We start from the raw sequence: 19,123 nt of genomic DNA, 5'->3' as shown, positions 1-19,123 counted from the left end.
TCGTACTCCGCTGCGTTCCCTCCCCCCTTGCGGGGGAGGGCTAGGGAGAGGGGTGCCACACGACGCGCGCTCTCGATGGAGTGCGCACCAAGAGTCCGCTGTTGTCTGCAGCGCGCAATACGTCGCGCACCTTTTGCTAGGCTACCCCCCTCCCCTACCCTCCCCCGCAAGGGGGGAGGGAGCGGAAAGAGCGCGGCCCCCTCAAAACTCGTTCGCGATCTTCGACAGCATCCCGATCAGGGCTTCGCGGTTGGCCTGCCCGAGCAGCTGGTTCAGCCGGGATTCGTGCTTGGTGGCGACGAGCTTTTTCGCCCGGGTCAGCACGGCCTTGCCCTTGTCGGTCAGCACCAGGATGTGCGAGCGGCGGTCGTTGGTGGAGCGGATCCGCGCGCAGAGGTCGCGGCTCTCCAGATTGTCGAGCATCGCCACGAAGTTCGGGCGCAGGATACCCAGGGTCGAGGCGATCTCGGTCTGGTTACGGCCCGGATTCTTCTCGACCAGCAGCAGCACGGAGAACTGCGCGGGCGTGAGCTGGAGCGAGGCCATGCAGCGCAAAAAGTTCTCGAACACCTTGAGCTGCGCCCGCTTCAGCACGTAGCCGAGCTGCTCGGAGAGCTCGCCAAGCTGGAGGGCTTCAGGGTGGGCCTCGGCCGCGTCCTTGCGGCCCTTGGCCGCGTCACCGGGCTTTTCAGAAGACTTTTCAGCGGTTTTGGAAACGGTCATCGCCTCGTGCTCGTGATCCCGCTAAATTCGGGGCGGGTCGTCCGCCCCACCCTTGAAGTTATATTTGATAATTGTTATGGATCATATCAATTATCGTCAGCGTTTCAATGGCTGTGAGCGGACCGTCCACCGCAATTGCGGAGCCCGGTCCCGATCTTTGAGGGGGAGCGTCCGGTCTTGAATACCACCATCATGCTGTTCCTGGTACAGGACGGCATCACCAATGGCGCGATCTATGCGCTGCTCGGCCTGGCGCTGGTGCTGGTGTTCGCCGTCACGCGCGTCATCCTGATTCCCCAGGGCGAATTCGTCACCTACGGCGCGCTGACCTATGCCTCGCTGGCCGCGGGGCAGATGCCGGGCACGGCAAAGCTCGCGCTGGCGCTGGGCATCGGCGCCTTCGTGTTCGACCTGTTCGTGGCGCGCAAGGCGCTGCACGGCCGCCTGGTCGTGCGCAGCCTCGTCACCAACATCGTGCTGCCGGCCATCGTGCTGGCGCTGACCATCTACTTCGCCGCCCAGAAGCCGCCGGTGGCGGTCTGCATCGCGCTGTCGCTGGTGATCGTCGCGATGATCGGCCTCTACCTCTACCGCATCGCGTTCCAGCCGCTGGCGCACACCTCCGTGCTGGTGCTGCTGATCGCATCGGTGGGCGTCCACCTCGCGCTGCAGGGCCTCGGCCTGCTGTTCTTCGGCGCCGAAGGCCAGCGCGGACCTGCCGTGCTGTCCGGCTCCTTCACCGCCGGCGCACTGCGCTTCACCGGCCAGAGCATCACCGTCTACGGCATCACCATCGCCTTCATCATCGGGCTCTGGCTGTTCTTCGGGCTGACGCTCTACGGCAAGGCGCTGCGCGCGACCGCCGTGAACCGGCTCGGCGCCCGCCTTGCCGGCATCCGCACCACGCTGTCAGGCCAGATCGCCTTCCTGCTGGCCTCCGTCATCGGCGCGCTGTCGGGCATCATGATCGTGCCGATCACGACGCTCTATTACGACTCCGGCTTCCTGATCGGCCTGAAGGGCTTCGTTGCCGCGATCATCGGCGGCCTGGTCAGCTATCCGCTCACCGCCGTCGCGGCGCTGGTCGTCGGCATCGTCGAGGCGTTCTCGTCCTTCTACGCCTCCAACTACAAGGAAGTGATCGTCTTCATGCTGCTGATCCCCGTGCTGCTGCTGCGCTCGCTCGCCGCGCCCGCGGTCGAGGAAGAGAAGGACTGACGCGCATGCAGAGCCGGCTTCCCATCCTCGTCTTCGCGCTTCTCATGGCGGCGATCCCGCATCTCCCGGGCATGCCGCCGTTCTGGATCGTGCTGCTCGACAATATCGGCCTTGCCGCCCTCGTCGCGATGGGCCTCGTGCTGCTCACCGGCGTCGGCGGCCTGACCTCGTTTGGCCAGGCAGCCTTCGTCGGCTTCGGCGCCTACACCACCGCGGTGCTGTCGACGGCCTACGGCCTGTCGCCGTGGCTGACCTTGCCGCTGTCGCTGCTGGTCAGCGGATCGTTGGCGGTGCTGCTCGGCCTCGTCACCGTCCGTCTCTCCGGGCACTATCTGCCGCTCGGCACGCTCGCCTGGGGGCTGGGGCTGTTCTATCTCTTCAGCAAGCTGGAATTCCTGGGAAGAAACGACGGCATCTCGGCGATCCCGCCGCTGTCGATCGGCTCGTTCAAGATGCTCTCGCCCGGCTCGATCTATTACGCGATCTGGGTTGCCGTGATCCTCTCGGCCCTGCTCACGATGAACCTGCTGGATTCCCGCACCGGCCGCGCCATCCGCGCGCTGCGGCGCGGACACGTCGCAGCCGAAGCGTTCGGCGTGCACACGCCGCGGGCAAAGCTCCTGGTGTTCATCCACGCCGCGGTGCTCGCCGGCCTCTCCGGCTGGCTCTACGCGCATCTCCAGCGCGCGGTGAATCCGACGCCGTTCGGCGCGCAGGCCGGCATCGAATATCTCTTCATCGCGGTGGTCGGCGGCGCCGGCTATGTCTGGGGCGGCGTGCTGGGCGCGGCGATCGTCGTGGTCCTGAAGGAGGTGCTGCAAAGCTATTTGCCGCTGATCCTGCCCGGCTCCGGGCAGGTCGAGACCATCGTGTTCGGCATCATGCTGGTGGCGCTGCTCCAGCTTGCGCCCGGCGGCGTCTGGCCCTGGCTGATGTCGTTCCTGCCCGAGCGAACCAGCGGCAAGAAGCCGGACACCTCGCTGAAACTGGAGCAGCGCACCCGCGCGGCCGGCCAGTCCGGCGTCCTGCTCCAGGTCGAGAAGGCGCGAAAGCAGTTCGGCGGCGTGATCGCGGTCAACAACGTCTCCTTCGACGTGCAGGCCCGCGAGATCGTCGCGCTGATCGGACCGAACGGCGCGGGCAAGAGCACGACGTTCAACCTGATCACCGGTGTGCTGTCGGCGACATCAGGCTCGATCTCGGTGCTCGGCAAGAAGGTCGACAGGGCGCCTCCGCAGGAGATCGTCAAGCTCGGCATCTCCCGCACCTTCCAGCATGTGAAGCTGGTCCCTGATATGACCGTGCTGGAGAATGTCGCGATCGGCGCGCATCTGCGCGGCCATTCGGGACCGATCTCCTCGATGCTGCGGCTCGACCGCGCCGATGAAGCGAGGCTGCTCGCGGAGGCCGCCCGCCAGATCGAGCGCGTGGGCCTTGCCGAGCAGATGCATCAGCTCGCAGGCTCGCTCTCGCTCGGCCAGCAGCGCATCGTCGAGATCGCGCGTGCGCTGTGCGTCGATCCGATGCTGCTGCTGCTCGACGAGCCGGCCGCCGGCCTGCGCCACATGGAGAAGCAGCGCCTTGCTGCGCTGCTGCGCGAATTGCGCGACGGCGGCATGAGCGTGCTTCTTGTCGAGCACGACATGGGCTTCGTGATGAACCTCGCCGACCGCATCGTGGTGCTCGATTTCGGCACCAAGATCGCGGAAGGCACGCCCGCCACGATCAAGACCAATCCCGAAGTGATCAAGGCCTATCTCGGAGTGGCGGCATGAGCGCGCTGTTGTCCGTCGCCGACGCACATGTCGCCTATGGCAAGGTCGAGGCCGTGCGCTCGGTCTCGCTCGAGGTCGGCGCCAACCAGATCGTCACCATCGTCGGCGCCAACGGCGCCGGCAAGACCACGCTGCTCTCCGCCATCATGGGCATTTTGCCGCTGAAAGGCCGTGTCGCCTTCGCCGGGCAGGATCTGTCACGGCTCGACATCGAGGACCGCGTCGCGATGGGGCTCGGCCTCGTCCCCGAGCACCGCGAATTGTTCGTGACCATGAATGTCGAGGACAATCTCGAACTCGGCGCCTTCCGCATCGAGCGCAGCAAGGCGAAAGCCTCGATGGAACGCGTCTACACGCTGTTTCCGCGGTTGAAGGAGCGGCGCAAGCAGCTCGCCGGCACCCTCTCCGGCGGCGAGCAGCAGATGCTCGCGATGGGCCGCGCGCTGATGGGCGAGCCGAAGCTCTTGATGCTGGACGAGCCGAGCCTCGGCCTCGCCCCGATCATCGTCGCCGACATCTTCCGCATCGTCACCGAGCTGCGCGCCAGCGGCGTCTCGGTGCTGCTGGTCGAGCAGAACGCGCAGGCCGCGCTGAAGATTGCGGACCAGGCCTATGTGATGGAGCTCGGCGAGTTCGTGCTCAGCGGCAAGGCCAGCGATATCGCCGCGAACGAGCGGGTGGCGGCCAGCTATCTCGGCTTCCAGCACGAAGGCGCGAGTGTGATCTGATTTCGCGGCTGGCTCCTCTTCCCTTCTCCCTTGTTGGAGAAGGTGGCGCGCGTAAGCGCGCCGGATGAGGGGTTCTCTCCGCGAATGACGACGTGGGACCATCGCCTGCGGAGAGACACCCCCCACCCGTCTCGCGGCTGCGCCGCGAGCCACCCCCTCTCTCAGGGGGAGAGGGTGTACCGTGCGAGCTGCACTAGCTTTCGCCTGAAGGCAGACTCGCTTTTCCCTTCAACGCCGCGACCTCTGCTTCCAGCTCCGCGATCCGCTGGTCCCTCGCCGCCAGCGCTGCCGCGACATCCGGCGCATCGAACTTCTGCGGAATGTGCTGGGGGCAGTTGGTGTCCCATGCTGCGATCTTGAACAGGATCACCTGCTCCGGCCGCGCGCGGTACCCCTTGGGCATCAGCGACGTCGTCAGCGCCTCATCGTCTTCGACGACGCGCGCCTCGCCCCAGATCTTGACGCGGCGGCGATGGGCGTAGTCCATCACGAAGATATAGGCCTTGGGATTCTCGGTCAGGTTTCCCTGCGTGATGTATTGCCGGTTGCCGGCGTAGTCCGTGAAAGCCAGCGTCTGCTTGTCCAGCACCTTCAAAAACCCCTTCGGGCCGCCGCGGTGCTGGATGTAGGGCTGGCCATCGGCCGAGGCGGTGGCGAAATAAAAGCTGTTGGCGTCAGCCAGGAACGCCGCGAGGTTCTCGTCGACCTCGGTGCGCCAGCCGCGCTGCTCGGCATGGGCATACCCCTCGCGTGATCCCTTTCGGGTCTGGATCGATTTCACCGCCGGCGTGAACGCCACGTCGCTGGCGTAGGTGTGAGTTGCCGTCATCGGAACATCTCCTGAAATCCCGGCGCATCCCTGCGTCTTTCGCGTTCTAAAATGGACCTTCCAGCGGGCAAAACAATCTGGCCACTTGACACTTCATCATTGCAATATATGCAATAATTCCATGGACCGCCTCGAAGCCATGCACGTCTTCGTCACCGTCGCCGATCTGCGCGGCTTTGCGCCGGCGGCGCGCAAGCTGCAGCTGTCGCCCTCGGCCGTGACGCGGCTGATCGCGGCGCTGGAGGAGCATCTCGGCGCGCGCCTGCTGCAGCGCACTACCCGGCAGGTGAGATTGACCGATGTCGGCACGCGCTATCTGGAGCGCGCGCGGCGCATCCTCGCCGATGTCGAGGAGGCCGACGGCTCCGCGCGGGAGGAACGCAACCGGCCGAGCGGGCGTCTGGTGGTGTCGGCGCCCCTCGGCTTCGGGCGGCTGCATGTGGCGCCGGTCATGACCGATTATCTCAAGCGCTATCCGGAGGTCACGGCCGAGCTCAGACTTTCGGACAACCTCGTCAATCTCGTCGAGGACGCGGTCGATGCCGCGGTGCGGATCGGCCATCTCGCCGATTCTTCGCTGGTCGCACGCCAGGTCGGCGAGATGCGGCGGATCACGGTGGCGACGCCGGGCTACCTGAAGCGCAACGGCGAGCCGAAGACGCCACAGGAATTGCACGCGCACCAGACCATCGCGTTCGGCCCCTACGCCAATTGGCACTTCGTCCAGGACGGCCGCGATATCGAGTGGACGCCGACGCCACGTTTTACCAGCAACAGCGCCGACGCCGCCTTGCAATATGCAGAAGCCGGCGGGGGCATCACGCGGGTGCTGGCCTATCAGGCCGCAGAGGGGTTGAAGCGCGGGCGGCTGAAAATCGTGCTGGCGAAATACGAGCAGCCGGCGCTGCCGATCCACATCGTCTATCCGACCTCACGCCTGCTCTCGGCCAAGGTGCGCGCATTCATCGATCTCGTGGTGGAGACGGCGGAGTGGAGGTTTGGGTAGGTTTCGGCACCACCCGGAACGTCCCGCTCGCCCGTGCGATCACAGTGCCGTCGGCCTTGATCAGACATTGCGCGAAGCAGATCGTCTTGCCGGTCTTGATCACGTCGCTCTCGATCGAACACCACTGCCCGATCTCGGCGGAGCCGACGAAATCGACCGAGAGTGAGACCGTCACGAACGAAGTGGTCCAGTTCGTCACCAGCGCGCAGCTATAGCCCATGGCGTTGTCGGCAAGCGCGGCGATCAGGCCGCCGTGGATCAAGCCACGGCCGTTGGTGTGCGGCCTTGCCAGCCGGAGGCCAATAATGACGGCCTTGTCGGTGTTCTTCGAGTAAAGCGGCTCCCAGGGTTCGGTGAGCGGACTCTTGCGGGAAAGCGGCTCGAAGCCGTCGGGGATGTCGGTGTCGGTCATGACTATCTCGCATCGAGGTGGGGTTGCCGCCATTGAACGCGATGTGGATGACAGTTTCACCGCCTACAAAGTTTTAAACGGGATTTGCGCGGGTGTTTGAAACGACCTCCGGCGTTGCCTCACGAAGACTGTCATCACCCGCGAAAGCGGGTGATCCAGTATTCCAGAGACGGTGACGTGATACGGAGAGGCCGCGGCGTACTGGATGCCCCGCCTTCGCGGGGCATGACAGTGACCCTCCTAAAACGGCAGCCCCACATAGTTCTCCGACAACGACGTCATCGCGGCCTGCGACTGCGTGACGTAGTCGAGCTCGGCGAGCTGGATGCGCCCGCCGATGGTGCCGGTGTCGGGGAATTTGTGCAGCATCGAGGTCATCCACCAGGAGAAGCGCACCGCTTTCCAGACCCGCGCCAGCGCCGTGGCGGAATAGGCGTCGATGCCGGCGTTGGATTTCTCGTCGTAGAATTCGCGGAGTGCGTTCGACAGATAATGCGCATCGCTGGCAGCCAGGTTCAGCCCCTTCGCGCCGGTCGGCGGCACGATATGGGCGGCGTCGCCGCACAGGAACATCTTGCCGAACCGCATCGGCTCGGCGACGAAGCTGCGCAGCGGCGCAATGCTCTTCTCGATCGAGGGGCCGGTGACGAGACTGTCGGCCGCCTCCTGGTCGAGCCGGCGCTTCAATTCGTCCCAGAAACGGTCGTCCGGCCATTGGTCGACATGGTCGTCGAGCGCGCACTGCACATAGTAGCGGCTGCGCTTGGTCGAGCGCATGGTGCAGAGCGCGAAGCCGCGGGCGTGGTTGGAATAGATCAGCTCGTGGCTGACAGGCGGCGTCTCCGAGAGGATGCCGAGCCAGCCGAACGGGTAGATCCGCTCGAACTCCTCGATCGCCGTGGCCGGGACGCTGGCGCGGCTGACGCCGTGAAAGCCATCGCAGCCGGCGATGAAGTCGCAATCGATCGTGTGGGTGACCCCGTCCTTGACATAGGTGACGCGCGGCCGACTGCCGTCGAAATCATGCGGCTGCACGTCCCTGGCCTCGTAAACCGAGGTGAGGCCCGCAGCCTTGCGCGCATTCATCAGGTCGAGCGTGACCTCGGTCTGGCCATAGATCATGACCGTCTTGCCGGTCGCGGCCTTCATGTCGATGCGGTGACGGCTCCCGGAAAAGGCGAGCTCGATGCCTTCATGCACCAGGCCCTCGGCATGCGCCCGCCCGCTGGCGCCGATCTGGTCGAGCAGCGCGACGGTTCCCTCCTCGAGGAGGCCGGCACGGATGCGGCCCAGCACGTAGTCCGGGCTCTGCCGCTCCAGAATCACATTGTCGATGCCGTATTGGTGCAGCAGTTGCCCAAGCAACAATCCGGCCGGCCCGGCCCCGATGATTGCGACTTTTGTCCGCAATACTTGCTCCTCCCGATCCTGTAGGTTTTCGCCGCGGCTCGCTTGTCGCGTCGGTCCGCGCAAGATAATTATAACATATAATCGTTGGGCAAAAGGGGAGTGCGCCCGGGCAGCGACAAATCCATGCAACATGGCTGACGTAGATGACGCGGCGGCACGCCGCGCCAGTTCCGGCTTGAACGCGCCGGCCAATTAGATAACATGTTAATTAACGAGACCGGGCCATCGAAGCCCGCCGTCGAAACAGGGAGAGACGACCAATGAGGAAAGCCTGTCTGGCTTTGCTGCTGGCAGCAAGCGTGAGCCCCGCGTTCGCGCAGGACAAGACCTTCGACCTGAAAGTCTCGCACTGGGTGCCGGCGTCGCACCCGCTGCAGAAGTCGCTGGAAGACTGGGTGGCCGCAGTGAACAAGGATTCCGGCGGCACCATCACCGGCAAGGTGTTTCCCGCCCAGCAGCTCGGCAAGGCGTTCGACCATTACGACATGGCACGCGACGGCATCGCCGACGTCACCTACGTCAATCCCGGCTATCAGCCCGGCCGCTTCCCGATCGTCGGCGCCGGCGAATTGCCGTTCCTGATCTCGGACGCCAAGGGCGGCTCGATGGGGCTGGACGCCTGGTACCGCAAATATGCCGAGAAGGAGATGAAGGACGTCAAATACTGCCTCGCCTTCGTCCACTCGCCCTCCTCCTTCCATTCCAAGACCAAAAAGATCGTGGCGCCGGAGGACGTGAAGGGCCTGAAGATCCGTCCCGCGCACGCCACCATGGCAAACTTCGTCACCTCGCTCGGCGGCACCAATGTGCAGTCCTCCGCGCCTGAGGTCCGCGACATCATTGAGCGCGGCGTCGCCGACGGCGTCACCTTCCCCTGGGGCTCCCTGGTGCTGTTCGGCATCGACAAGGTGACCAAGTACGACATGGAGGCGCCGCTCTACACCACGACCTTCGTATTCGTGATCAACAAGGACAAGTACGGCGCGATGTCCGACAAGCAGAAGGCCGCGATCGACAAGAACTGCTCGACCGAGATGGCCGGCGTGGTCGGCGAGCACTGGGGCAAGTTCGAGGACGCCGGCATCGACAAGGTCAAGGCGGAAGCCGGCCACGAGGTCTACAAGCTGACACCGGAACAGACCGCCGCCTGGAAGAAGGCCGCCGATCCCTTGGTCAAGACCTGGGGCGAAGGCGCCAAGAAGGCCGGCGCCGATCCCGACGCCGCGTTGGCGGATCTCAAGGCCTCGCTGAAGAAGTACAACGCGCTGGCGGAGTGACGCTGCGACCGGTCCGTCCTCCCCCTCTCCCCGTCCTTACGGGGAGAGGGTTGGGGTGAGGGGCTGCTTCCGCAGAGACGGTGACACTCGGACTCGCGGAGAGTCCCCCTCACCCCCATCGCATCTACGATGCGATGCGACCTCTCCCCCGCAAGCGGGGCGAGGTGAAGTCCGAGGCGAGACCGAGATCAAGAAATGACAGCACACGACGGGACACCTCCCATGAAGCGCTCCTGGATGGACCGCATCATCGACACGATCGAATGGATCGCGGCCGGCTTCGTCGGCATCGTCGCGCTCGACATCTTCCTGTCGGTGCTGCTGCGCAATACGCTGAACTACTCGATCCCCGACTCGTTCGATATCGGCCGCATGCTGCTCGGCATCCTCATCTTCTGGGGCATCGCGGCGACGTCCTATCGCGGCACCCACATCACGGTCGACCTGGTCTGGGGCAATGTCGGGCCGCGCTACCAGCGCTGGATCGACGTGTTCGCGACGCTGGTGCTGCTGTTCGTCGTCACCGTGCAGACCTGGACGCTGTTCGACAAGGTGCGCGGCACCTACAACGACAACGTCCAGACCTTCGACATGCACATGCCGACCTGGCCGTTCTTCGCGGTCGCGTGGATCGGTGATGCCGCGGCCGTGCTGCTGATCGCGATCCGCACCTACCGTCTGATCTTCCATCCCGAAGACATGCACGATCCAAAATTGAAGGCGACGGAGTAATCATGAGCACCGATGCCGTCGCCTTAATCGGCTTCGTTTCCCTGTTCGTCCTGATGCTGCTGCGCGTGCCGGTCGGCATGGCCATGGGCCTCGTCGGCGTGTCCGGCTTCGCCTATCTCGTCAACGGGACGGCGGCGCTGAAGCTGGTCGGCCAGACCTCGATGCGCACGGTCACCGACTACACCTTCGGCGTCATCCCGATGTTCCTGCTGATGGGCTCCTTCGTCAGCAATTCAGGCATGAGCCGCGAGCTGTTCCGCGCCGCCAACGGCTTTGTCGGACACCTGCGCGGCGGGCTCGGCATCGCCACCGTCGGCGCCTGCGGCGGCTTTGCCGCGATCTGCGGCTCCTCCGTCGCGACCGCCGCGACCTTCTCCGCCGTCGCCTACCCCGAGATGCGCCGCTTCGGCTATCCGCAGTCGTTCGCCACCGGCGTGATCGCCGCCGGCGGCACGCTGGGCGCGATGCTGCCGCCGTCCACCGTGCTCGCGGTCTACGGCATCATCACCGAGCAGGACATCGGGAAGCTCTTCATCGCCGGCATCATCCCGGGGCTGCTGGCGATGACCATGTACATGATCACGATCTTCCTGATCGGCCATTTCCGCCCGGACTTCCTGCCCAAGGGCAAGGTGCTGCCGTGGCGCGAGCGCTTCGCGGGCCTGAAGGACATCTGGGCGCCGGTCCTGCTGTTCGTGTTCGTGATCGGCGGCCTCTACGGCCTGCCCTTCCTGCCGCGTTTCACGCCGACGGAAGCCGGCGGCGTCGGCGCCGCGGGCGCCTTCATCATCGGCGTTGTCACCGGGCGGCTCGACCGCGAGAAGATTCTGGCGTCGCTGCTGCAGGCAACGCGCACCGCGGCCGCCGTGTTCACCGTGCTGATCGGCGCGCTGATCTTCGGCTATTTCCTCACGGTGACGCAGACGCCGCAGAAGGTCACCGAGTTCCTCACCGGTCTCGGCCTCGGCCCCTACGGCGTGCTGGCGCTGATCATGGTGATGTATCTCGTGCTCGGCTGCCTGATGGACGCCATGGCGATGATCATCCTCACCGTGCCGATCATCTTTCCCGTGATCACGCATCTCGGGTTTGATCCGATCTGGTTCGGCGTCATCATCGTGATGACGGTCGAGCTCGGCCTGATCCACCCGCCGGTCGGGATGAACGTCTTCGTCATCAAAAGCGTGGTGAAGGACGTCTCCTTCTCCACGATCTTCAAGGGCGTGATCCCGTTCGTGGCGACGGATCTGGTGCGGCTGGTGATTTTGATCGCCTTCCCGATGCTGGCGACCTGGCTGCCGACGCGGATGATGGCGCATTAGTGAACGCCTGCTGCGCGACGCGCGGTTGTCCCCTCTCCCCTTGTGGGAGAGGGTGGCTCGCCGCGATAGCGGCGAGACGGGTGAGGGGTATCTCTCCGCCCGCACATCTGCGTTTGCGGAGACAACCCCTCATCCGGCGCTTCGCGCCACCTTCTCCCACAGGGGGAGAAGGAAGAGCAGCACGTCGCTGACATAGGAAGTGATAGATGAATCCCATCCTCGAAACCAAATACGTCTTCACGATCACCGCAAAAATCGGCGACGTCGTCACCGCCGGCGAGACCGGCATTGGGGTCCGCCGCATCATCCCGATTATCGGCGGCGAGGTGACGGGTGCGATTACCGGCAAGGTGCTGCCGTTCGGCGCCGACTTCCAGACCATTCGTCCCAACGAGCTGATCGATCTCGAAGCGAAATACGCCTTCGAGACGGATGACGGCGCTATCGTCTACGTCGAGAACAAGGGCATGCGCTTTGGCCCGGTCGAGCTGCTGCAAAAGCTGAAGCGCGGCGAGCCGGTCGATCCGAAGCTGATTTACTTTCGCACGGTCCCGAAATTCGAGACGGGGCACGAAAAATATCGCTGGCTGATGGAGCACATCTTTGTCGGCTCAGCCGCACGCCATGCGGACCGCGTCGTGATCGACGTGCATCAGGTGGTGTGACCCTCGTATTGACAAATCCACACCAGTGTGTATAAATACACATGATGAATAGCCGGGAAATTATCTCGGCCCTTCAGAGGGATGGCTGGGTCCAAGTGGCTCAAAAAGGCAGCCACGTCCAATTCAAGCACCCGGCGAAAAAGGGCCGCGTCACGGTGCCTCATCCAAAGCGGGACGTCCCGCTGGGGACCCTGAAGAGCATTGAGCAGCAGCCCGGCCTGAAGCTGAGGTAAGCGCCATGCGTCATTACATTGGATTGATCCACAAGGACGCCGACAGCGATTTTGGCGTGTCGTTTCCCGACCTGCCGGGCGTCGTGACCGCGGGGACCACGCTCGACGAAGCGCGCGACATGGCCGAGGAAGCGCTGGCGTTTCATCTCGAAGGCATGGCGGAAGACGGAGAAGCGATCCCGGAGCCTTCCTCGCTCGAAGAGATCATGTCGGATCCCGAGAACCGCACGGGTGTCGCCATTTTGGTATCGGTGAAAAACGAGCAACCGAAGATCGTGCGCGTCAATGTCACTCTACCCGGTGACGTGCTGGAGCAGATCGACAAATATGCCGAAGCCCACGGCTACACGCGATCCGGTCTGCTTGCCCAGGCTGCGAAGAAGCTGATGACCGACGCCGCCTGAGGCATTTCCGGAGATTGCGCCCAATGCAGAAGGCGTCCTCCCCCAACCTACGACCGCGCCGCCCCCTCCTTGACTCCCCCAGAATTCGTTATACAACATAACTATTCTGACAAGGACGCAAATGACACAGGGAAACGCCGAGACCGCTGACGCGGGCGCCTCCGGGCTTTTGAGGATCGAGCGGGCGGACCGGGTTCTGACCGTGGGCCTGAACCGGCCGGCCAAGCGCAATGCGCTCAATGACGGCATCATCCTCGAAATCGGCGAGTGCTTTGCCTCCCTGCCCGAGGATATCGGCGCGGTCGTCATCCACGGCATCGGCGATCATTTCTCCAGCGGTCTCGACCTCTCCGAGCTTCAGGACCACGACGCGACCGGCGGCCTCCTCCATTCCCAGATGTGGCACCGGGTGTTCGACCGCATCCAGTACAGCCGCGTGCCCGTGATCGCTGCGCTCCGGGGCGCGGTGATCGGCGGCGGGCTGGAGCTTGCCTGCGCCGCCCATATCCGCGTCGCCGAGCCCTCGACCTATTTCGCCCTGCCGGAAGGCCAGCGCGGCATCTTCGTCGGCGGTGGCGGCTCGGTGCGGCTGCCGCGACTGATCGGCGTTGCCAGGATGATGGACATGATGCTGACCGGCCGCGTCTATAGCGCGACCGAAGGCGCCTCCTACGGCTTTACGCAATATGTGACGGAGGCCGGCAACGGGCTCGGCAAGGCGCTGGAGCTTGCGACCAAGGTCGCCTCCAACGCGCCGCTGACGAACTTCGCCGTGCTCCAGGCGCTGCCGATGATCGCGGAGGCCAATCCGCAGGCCGGCCTGCTGATGGAATCGCTGATGGCAACGGTTGCGCAGAGCGACAAAGAGGCGAAACGCAGGATCCGCGAATTCCTCGAACACAAGACCGCAAAGGTGAAGCCGAAGTCATGAGCGGGCAGCCGTCCTCTTCCAGCATGGAGCGCGGCGCGAGCACTTCCCCGCTGCGGCCCATTTCGTTCGGCGATCCCGCCGTCAACATCGAGCGGCGCGACGACGGCACCATTTACCTGCGGCCCAAGCAGCCGCTCGGCGACTATCCGGTCCGCCTCACCGACCGCCTGCATCATTGGGCGACGACGACGCCGGACCGAATCTTCATGGCCGAGCGTGAAGGCGGCCGCGGCTGGCGCAAGATCACTTACGCCGAGCTGCTCGCCGCCAGCCGGCACATTGCCTCCGGCCTGATTGCGCGCGGCCTGTCGGCGGAGCGGCCGGTCGTCATCCTCTCAGGCAATTCGATCGACCACGCGCTGCTCGCGTTCGGCGCGTTCTATGCGGGAATTCCGTTCTGCCCGGTGTCGCCGGCTTATTCGCTGGTGTCGAAGGATTACGGCAAGCTCTCTTACCTGATGAAGCTGCTGACGCCCGGTCTCGTCTTCGCCGAGGACGCCGGCAAGTTCGCGGACGCGCTCGCCGCCAATGTCTCTGATGGCACCGAGATCGCCGCGTCCTGGGGCAGCGTGCCGGGCCGCGACGTCACCCTGCTCGCCGACCTCATGGCGACGCCGCTGCGCAGCGATCTCGACGCGATACACGACAGGATCGGCCCCGACACGATCGCAAAGTTCTTGCTGACCTCGGGCTCGACCGGCAATCCCAAGGCCGTCATCAACACCCAGCGCATGATCTGCGCCAACCAGGTGATGCTGCGCGAGACGCTCGCCTTCCTCAAGGACGAGCCGCCGGTCATCATCGACTGGCTGCCCTGGAATCACACCTTTGGCGGCAACCACAATATCGGGCTGACGCTCTACAATGGCGGCTCGATGTATCTCGACGCCGGCAAGCCGGTGCCTGGAGGCATCGAGGAGACCGTGCGCAATCTCCAGGAGATTTCGCCGACGGTCTATTTCAACGTCCCCAAGGGCTATGAATCGCTGCTGCCCTATTTGCGCGACGACCAGGGCCTGCGCGCAAAGTTCTTCGACCGCCTGCACGCGATGTTCTTCTCGGGCGCGGCGTTGTCGCCGTTCGTCTGGAACAGCCTCGACGAGCTCGCGGTGAAGGAGAAGGGCTACCGCGTGCCGATGCTGACCGGCCTGGGCGCCACCGAAACCGCGCCATTCTTCATGTCGGTCAATCCGCGCACCAGCCGCTCCGGCCATGTCGGGCTGCCCGTGTCGGGCAATGACGCCAAGCTGGTGCCGAACAACGGCAAGATGGAAGTGCGCGCCAAGGGGCCGAACGTGATGCCCGGCTATTGGCGCCAGGGCGACATCACCGCAAAATCCTTCGACGAGGAAGGATTTTACAAGATGGGCGACGCGCTCAAGCCCGTCGATCCCGACGATCTCAGCGCGGGCTTCGATTTCGACGGCCGCGTCAGCGAAGACTTCAAGCTCGGCAGCGGCACCTGGGTCAGCGTCGGCCCGCTGCGTGCGCGCTTCGTCGCGGCCTGCGCGCCGCTGGTGCGCGACGTCGTCATCGCCGGCATCAACCGCGACGAAATCTCCGCGTTGGTGCTACTCGATCTCGACGGCTGCCGGCTGATCAACCCGACGCTGCCGGCCGACGATCTCACCGTCACCGCCCGGGACCGGCTGGTGCGCGAAGCCTTCCGCGAGCGCCTGACGCGCTTTCTGGCTTCCGCCACCGGTTCCTCGACGCGGATCACGCGCGCGATCCTGCTCGATACGCCGCTCTCGATCGACAAGGGCGAGGTCACCGACAAGGGCTCGATCAACCAGCGCGCGGTGCTCGAGCATCGCGACGCGCTAATCGAGGAGCTCTACGCTGCCAATCCATCGGACCGTGTGATATCGGTCGGGTAAGAAACCATCGCCAAAGGAGAACGCCATGTTGTTGAAGGATCAGGCAGTCATCGTTACCGGCGGTGCATCGGGACTGGGCGCTGCGACCGCGCGAAAGCTGGCGGCGCAGGGCGCCAAGGTCGCGGTGTTCGACCTCAATGCCAAGCTTGCGGAGACCGTCGCCGCCGAGCTCAAGGGCGTGGCCGTGACCTGCGACGTCTCCGATGCCGCCTCGGCCGAAGCCGCGATCACGCAGGCGACCAAGGCGCATGGACCCGCGCGCGTGCTGGTGAACTGCGCCGGCATCGGCGTCGCCAAGCGCGTGGTCGGCCGCGACGGACCGATGGCCCTTGCCGATTTCGACAAGGTGATCAAGGTCAACCTGATCGGCACCTTCAACATGCTGCGCCTCGCCGCAACCGAGATGTCCAAGCTCGAGCCGCAGGCGACCGGCGAGCGCGGCGTCATCATCAATACCGCGTCCGTTGCCGCCTATGACGGCCAGATCGGCCAGTCGGCCTATTCGGCCTCCAAGGGCGGCATCGTCGGCATGACACTGCCGATCGCGCGCGAGCTCGCGCAGTTCGGCGTCCGCGTGCTGACGATTGCGCCCGGCCTGTTCCTGACGCCGCTGCTCGCCAACCTGCCGCAGGAAGCCCAGGACTCGCTCGCCGCCGCGATCCCGTTCCCGCGCCGGCTCGGCCACGCCGACGAGTTCGCCGCGCTCGCGCTGCACATGGTCGAGAATTCGTACCTGAACGGTGAAGTGGTGCGCCTCGACGGCTCGCTGCGCATGGCGCCGAAGTAAGGCGCAACGAAAGCAGGGCCACCGCATGTTCGTGAACCGGCGCGACGTCCAGATCCAGTGGGGCGACTGCGACCCCGCCAACATCGTCTATTACCCGCGCTATTTCGCGATGTTCGACGATTCGACGTCGACCCTGTTCGAGGTCGCCGGATTCTCCAAGCAGGATTTGGTCCGCAAATACGGCCTGGTGGGCATCCCCATGGTCGACACGCGGTCCAAGTTCTACATCCCGTCGACCTATGGCGACTGGATCACCATCGAGACGAAGATCGAGAGCATCAAGCGCTCGAGCTTCGAGGTGAAGCACAACGTCTACAAGGGCGTGGCGCTGGCGATCGAGGGTTTTGAGACCCGCGTCCTGGTCGGCCGCGATCCCGTTAACCCCGACAAGCTGAAATCGGCACCGTTTCCGGCGGAAATGGTAGCCAAATTCACGGGGAATTAGGTCTGGAGCTAAATCGCCGCATCGCCAAAAGAGGGGGCTGAATTACCCCCCGATTTCTGCTTTCAAAGAAACACGTCAAGGGAGGAATAGATGAAACGCTTTTACCTGACCGCCGCCATCACTGCTGCGACGCTTGCCCTGCCGGCTCTGCCTGCGCTGGCCCAGACCAGCGAAATCACCATCGGCATCACCACCACCACGACCGGCCCGGGCGCGGCGCTCGGCATTCCCGAGCGCAACGCGCTGGAATTCGTGCCGAAGGAGATCGGCGGCGTGCCGCTGAAGGTGATCGTGCTCGACGATGGCGGCGATCCCACCACGGCGACCACCAACGCCCGCCGCTTCGTGACCGAATCCAAGGCCGACATCATCATGGGCTCGGCGCTGACGCCGCCGACCATCGCGGTCTCCAACGTCGCCAACGAGGCCGGCATTCCGCATTTCGGCCTGGCGCCGTTCCCGATCACGCCTGAGCGCATGAAGTGGTCGGTGGCGATGCCGCAGCCGATCCCGATCGTGGGCAAGGTGCTGTACGACCACATGAAGGCGAAGGGCGTGAAGACCGTCGGCTATATCGGCTATTCCGACTCCTATGGCGACCTCTGGTTCAACGACCTGAAGGCGCAGGCGGTGCCGATGGGCATCACCATCGCCGATGAGGAGCGCTTCGCCCGCCCTGATACGTCGGTGACCGGACAGGTGCTGAAGCTCGTCGCCGCCAACCCCGACGCGATCCTGGTCGGCGCTTCCGGGACCGCGGCCGCGCTGCCGCAGACCGAGCTGCGCGAGCGCGGCTATCAGGGCCTGATCTACCAGACCCATGGCGCCGCCAGCATGGACTTCATCCGCATCGCCGGCAAAGCAGCGGAAGGCGTGCTGATGGCCTCCGGTCCCGTCATGGATCCCGAGGACCAGCCCGACGAGGCCGCCACCAAGAAGCCGGGCCTCGCGCTCAACACCGCCTATGAGGCCAAGTACGGCCCGAACAGCCGCAGCCAGTTCGCCGGTCATTCCTATGATGCGTTCGAGATCCTCAAGCGCATCATTCCGACGGCACTGAAGACCGCAAAGCCCGGCACGCCGGAATTCCGCGAAGCGATCCGCCAGGCGCTGCTGTCGGAGAAGGAGCTGGCAGCGAGCCAGGGCGTCTACAACTTCACCGAAAAGGACCGCTACGGCCTCGACGAGCGCTCGCGCATCCTGCTCACCGTGAAGAACGGCAAGTACACGCTGGTGAGGTAAGGCGCGGCGCGAAAGTTTCGAGACGACGAGAGCCGGCCTGATGGGCCGGCTCTTTTGTTTTGGCTTTGAGATTGACAAGCGTGAAGTCGAATCGAGTTCAGCCAACAGCAGCGCTCTCTCCGTTCCCTCCCCCCTCTTGTCCGCCGTAGCCTTGGCGAAGGCGGATGCGGGGGAGGGGCAGGGAGAGGGGTGCCGCACGGGGATTCTTTCCGTCACGCACCCGCCCTCGATGCATCAACAACAACCGGCACCTTTTGCTGGGCTACCCCTCTCCCTAGCCCTCCCCCGCAAGGGGGGAGGGAACGCACCTCCTTCGGGGCGCGAGAGGAGTCTCATTCCATTCGGCCTCAGGCCGCCTGCCGCAGCGGGGTCCAGGCGAACTCCGGATAATAATCGTCCATCATGCGGTCGACATAGGCGGTGAGGTTCGCAAATCCCTCGGCACGCTGACGCAGGCCGGATTCGAAGAAGGGCGTCAGGATTCCGGCGAGCGCGCCGAAGGCGGTGGCATCGACACCGCAGGGCTTGTTGCCCATCAGGTAGGCCTTGTCGCCGAGCTGGACCGAGAGCGCGAACAGCGAACGCACCGCGAGATCGACATCGTCATCGGGCGCGTGGCGGCCGAGGCCGGAGAGCAGATAGTTCTCGGCGACACGGAATTGCGCATCCTCGCGCAATTTTTCGCGATTGTGCTCCGGCGCGCCGTCGAAGAAATGCGCGGGCCCCTTGGCGAAGTTGACCGAATCGACCCAGCGCGCCCCGACCAGCGCCCAGTAGACGTGATGCTCGATCATGCGCTCGAACGCCCAGGCCTGCGCCCGCTCGGCCAGCGACAGCCCGGCGTCGAAATCGAAGCCATAGCGGCGCTCGATATGGGCGCGAATGAAGGTGGAATCGGCCACCGCCTCGCCGCCATCGTCGATGAACGGCAGCTGCCCCTTGGGCGAGGCCGGCGGCATCGCCCGCTCCTTCCGGTAGGGCAGTCCCGCCATCTTGAGCTGGACCTCGGTCTTGGTGACAAAGGGGCTGATTTCCGGCAGGCCGAAGCCGGCGCCAAAGCCATAAAGCGTGATCATGCGAACTCTCTCCTGGACCTGCGAAATT

20 protein-coding genes are annotated in these 19,123 nt (G+C 64.7%); 15 read left to right on the top strand and 5 right to left on the bottom strand.

All coding sequences use genetic code 11. The annotated features are described in order from the left end of the window. Positions 1-201: 201 nt before the first annotated feature. Positions 202-723: a MarR family winged helix-turn-helix transcriptional regulator gene (locus OWC48_RS10760; RefSeq protein ID WP_282519960.1), complete on the bottom strand. Its 522-nt coding sequence runs from the start codon at positions 721-723 to the stop codon at positions 202-204. Between the two features lie 177 nt (positions 724-900). On the opposite strand from OWC48_RS10760, the gene OWC48_RS10755 reads away from it, so the two are divergent. Genes OWC48_RS10755 through OWC48_RS10745 form a run of 3 tightly spaced genes read left to right on the top strand, consistent with a single transcriptional unit; the run spans position 901 to position 4,444 of the window. Next, positions 901-1,941: a branched-chain amino acid ABC transporter permease gene (locus OWC48_RS10755; RefSeq protein WP_282519959.1), complete on the top strand. Its 1,041-nt coding sequence runs from the start codon at positions 901-903 to the stop codon at positions 1,939-1,941. A 5-nt stretch (positions 1,942-1,946) separates the two neighbouring features. Continuing rightward, positions 1,947-3,716, top strand: a complete 1,770-nt coding sequence (locus tag OWC48_RS10750) for an ABC transporter permease subunit (protein ID WP_282519958.1) — start codon at positions 1,947-1,949, stop codon at positions 3,714-3,716. Then, positions 3,713-4,444 carry an ABC transporter ATP-binding protein gene (locus OWC48_RS10745; protein ID WP_282519957.1) on the top strand — a complete coding sequence of 244 codons (732 nt, stop codon included), beginning with the start codon at positions 3,713-3,715 and terminating at the stop codon, positions 4,442-4,444. The genes OWC48_RS10750 and OWC48_RS10745 overlap by 4 nt, the downstream gene beginning before the upstream one ends. Before the next feature lie 193 nt (positions 4,445-4,637). Here OWC48_RS10745 and OWC48_RS10740 read toward each other — a convergent pair whose 3' ends face one another. Then, positions 4,638-5,273, bottom strand: a complete 636-nt coding sequence (locus OWC48_RS10740) for a pyridoxamine 5'-phosphate oxidase family protein (RefSeq protein WP_282519956.1) — start codon at positions 5,271-5,273, stop codon at positions 4,638-4,640. A gap of 121 nt (positions 5,274-5,394) precedes the next feature. On the opposite strand from OWC48_RS10740, the gene OWC48_RS10735 reads away from it, so the two are divergent. Further along, entirely contained in the window at positions 5,395-6,279 is an 885-nt protein-coding gene (locus tag OWC48_RS10735; protein ID WP_282519955.1) for a LysR family transcriptional regulator, read from the top strand. Here the strand turns inward: OWC48_RS10735 and OWC48_RS10730 are convergent. Both OWC48_RS10730 and pobA read right to left on the bottom strand, forming a co-directional pair. Then, positions 6,236-6,691, bottom strand: coding sequence for a PaaI family thioesterase (locus OWC48_RS10730; RefSeq protein WP_282519954.1), 456 nt, complete (start codon positions 6,689-6,691; stop codon positions 6,236-6,238). The genes OWC48_RS10735 and OWC48_RS10730 overlap by 44 nt on opposite strands. Before the next feature lie 240 nt (positions 6,692-6,931). Further along, positions 6,932-8,101: a 4-hydroxybenzoate 3-monooxygenase gene (pobA, locus tag OWC48_RS10725; RefSeq protein WP_282519953.1), complete on the bottom strand. Its 1,170-nt coding sequence runs from the start codon at positions 8,099-8,101 to the stop codon at positions 6,932-6,934. Positions 8,102-8,361: 260 nt separating this feature from the next. Between pobA and OWC48_RS10720 the strand changes: the two genes are divergently transcribed. The 11 genes from OWC48_RS10720 (at position 8,362) to OWC48_RS10670 (ending at position 18,019) form a co-directional block, all read left to right on the top strand. Then, a complete protein-coding gene (locus OWC48_RS10720; protein WP_282519952.1) occupies positions 8,362-9,378 on the top strand; it encodes a TRAP transporter substrate-binding protein in 1,017 nt (338 codons plus the stop codon). Between the two features lie 222 nt (positions 9,379-9,600). Continuing rightward, positions 9,601-10,110 (top strand): TRAP transporter small permease, encoded by a 510-nt coding sequence (locus tag OWC48_RS10715; RefSeq protein ID WP_014498282.1) that lies wholly within the window; start codon positions 9,601-9,603, stop codon positions 10,108-10,110. A gap of 2 nt (positions 10,111-10,112) precedes the next feature. Further along, positions 10,113-11,432 (top strand): TRAP transporter large permease, encoded by a 1,320-nt coding sequence (locus OWC48_RS10710; RefSeq protein WP_282519951.1) that lies wholly within the window; start codon positions 10,113-10,115, stop codon positions 11,430-11,432. 206 nt (positions 11,433-11,638) lie between these two features. After that, positions 11,639-12,097, top strand: a complete 459-nt coding sequence (locus tag OWC48_RS10705) for a DUF3237 domain-containing protein (protein ID WP_282519950.1) — start codon at positions 11,639-11,641, stop codon at positions 12,095-12,097. Positions 12,098-12,141: 44 nt separating this feature from the next. After that, a complete protein-coding gene (locus tag OWC48_RS10700) occupies positions 12,142-12,330 on the top strand; it encodes a type II toxin-antitoxin system HicA family toxin (protein ID WP_282520084.1) in 189 nt (62 codons plus the stop codon). Positions 12,331-12,335: 5 nt separating this feature from the next. Then, a complete protein-coding gene (locus OWC48_RS10695; RefSeq protein ID WP_282519949.1) occupies positions 12,336-12,734 on the top strand; it encodes a type II toxin-antitoxin system HicB family antitoxin in 399 nt (132 codons plus the stop codon). Between the two features lie 121 nt (positions 12,735-12,855). Then, a complete protein-coding gene (locus tag OWC48_RS10690; protein WP_063980927.1) occupies positions 12,856-13,665 on the top strand; it encodes a crotonase/enoyl-CoA hydratase family protein in 810 nt (269 codons plus the stop codon). After that, the gene (locus tag OWC48_RS10685) at positions 13,662-15,545 is read left to right on the top strand and encodes a feruloyl-CoA synthase (RefSeq protein WP_282519948.1); all 1,884 of its coding nucleotides are present in this window, start codon (positions 13,662-13,664) and stop codon (positions 15,543-15,545) included. Before OWC48_RS10690 ends, OWC48_RS10685 begins: the two co-directional genes overlap by 4 nt. Before the next feature lie 25 nt (positions 15,546-15,570). Continuing rightward, positions 15,571-16,332 carry a 3-hydroxyacyl-CoA dehydrogenase gene (locus tag OWC48_RS10680; RefSeq protein WP_038933541.1) on the top strand — a complete coding sequence of 254 codons (762 nt, stop codon included), beginning with the start codon at positions 15,571-15,573 and terminating at the stop codon, positions 16,330-16,332. A 25-nt stretch (positions 16,333-16,357) separates the two neighbouring features. Then, the gene (locus OWC48_RS10675; RefSeq protein ID WP_282519947.1) at positions 16,358-16,777 is read left to right on the top strand and encodes a thioesterase family protein; all 420 of its coding nucleotides are present in this window, start codon (positions 16,358-16,360) and stop codon (positions 16,775-16,777) included. A 90-nt stretch (positions 16,778-16,867) separates the two neighbouring features. Next, positions 16,868-18,019 (top strand): ABC transporter substrate-binding protein, encoded by a 1,152-nt coding sequence (locus OWC48_RS10670; RefSeq protein ID WP_282519946.1) that lies wholly within the window; start codon positions 16,868-16,870, stop codon positions 18,017-18,019. Between the two features lie 347 nt (positions 18,020-18,366). Here OWC48_RS10670 and OWC48_RS10665 read toward each other — a convergent pair whose 3' ends face one another. Then, the gene (locus OWC48_RS10665; protein ID WP_282519945.1) at positions 18,367-19,095 is read right to left on the bottom strand and encodes a glutathione S-transferase family protein; all 729 of its coding nucleotides are present in this window, start codon (positions 19,093-19,095) and stop codon (positions 18,367-18,369) included. Positions 19,096-19,123: the final 28 nt, after the last annotated feature.

The sequence above is a fragment of the Bradyrhizobium sp. Arg816 genome (genome assembly GCF_029989365.1).
Classification (GTDB): Bacteria; Pseudomonadota; Alphaproteobacteria; order Rhizobiales; family Xanthobacteraceae; genus Bradyrhizobium.
The sequence above is the reverse complement of the archived record's forward strand: the minus strand, read 5'-3'. Positions and strand labels throughout refer to the sequence as shown.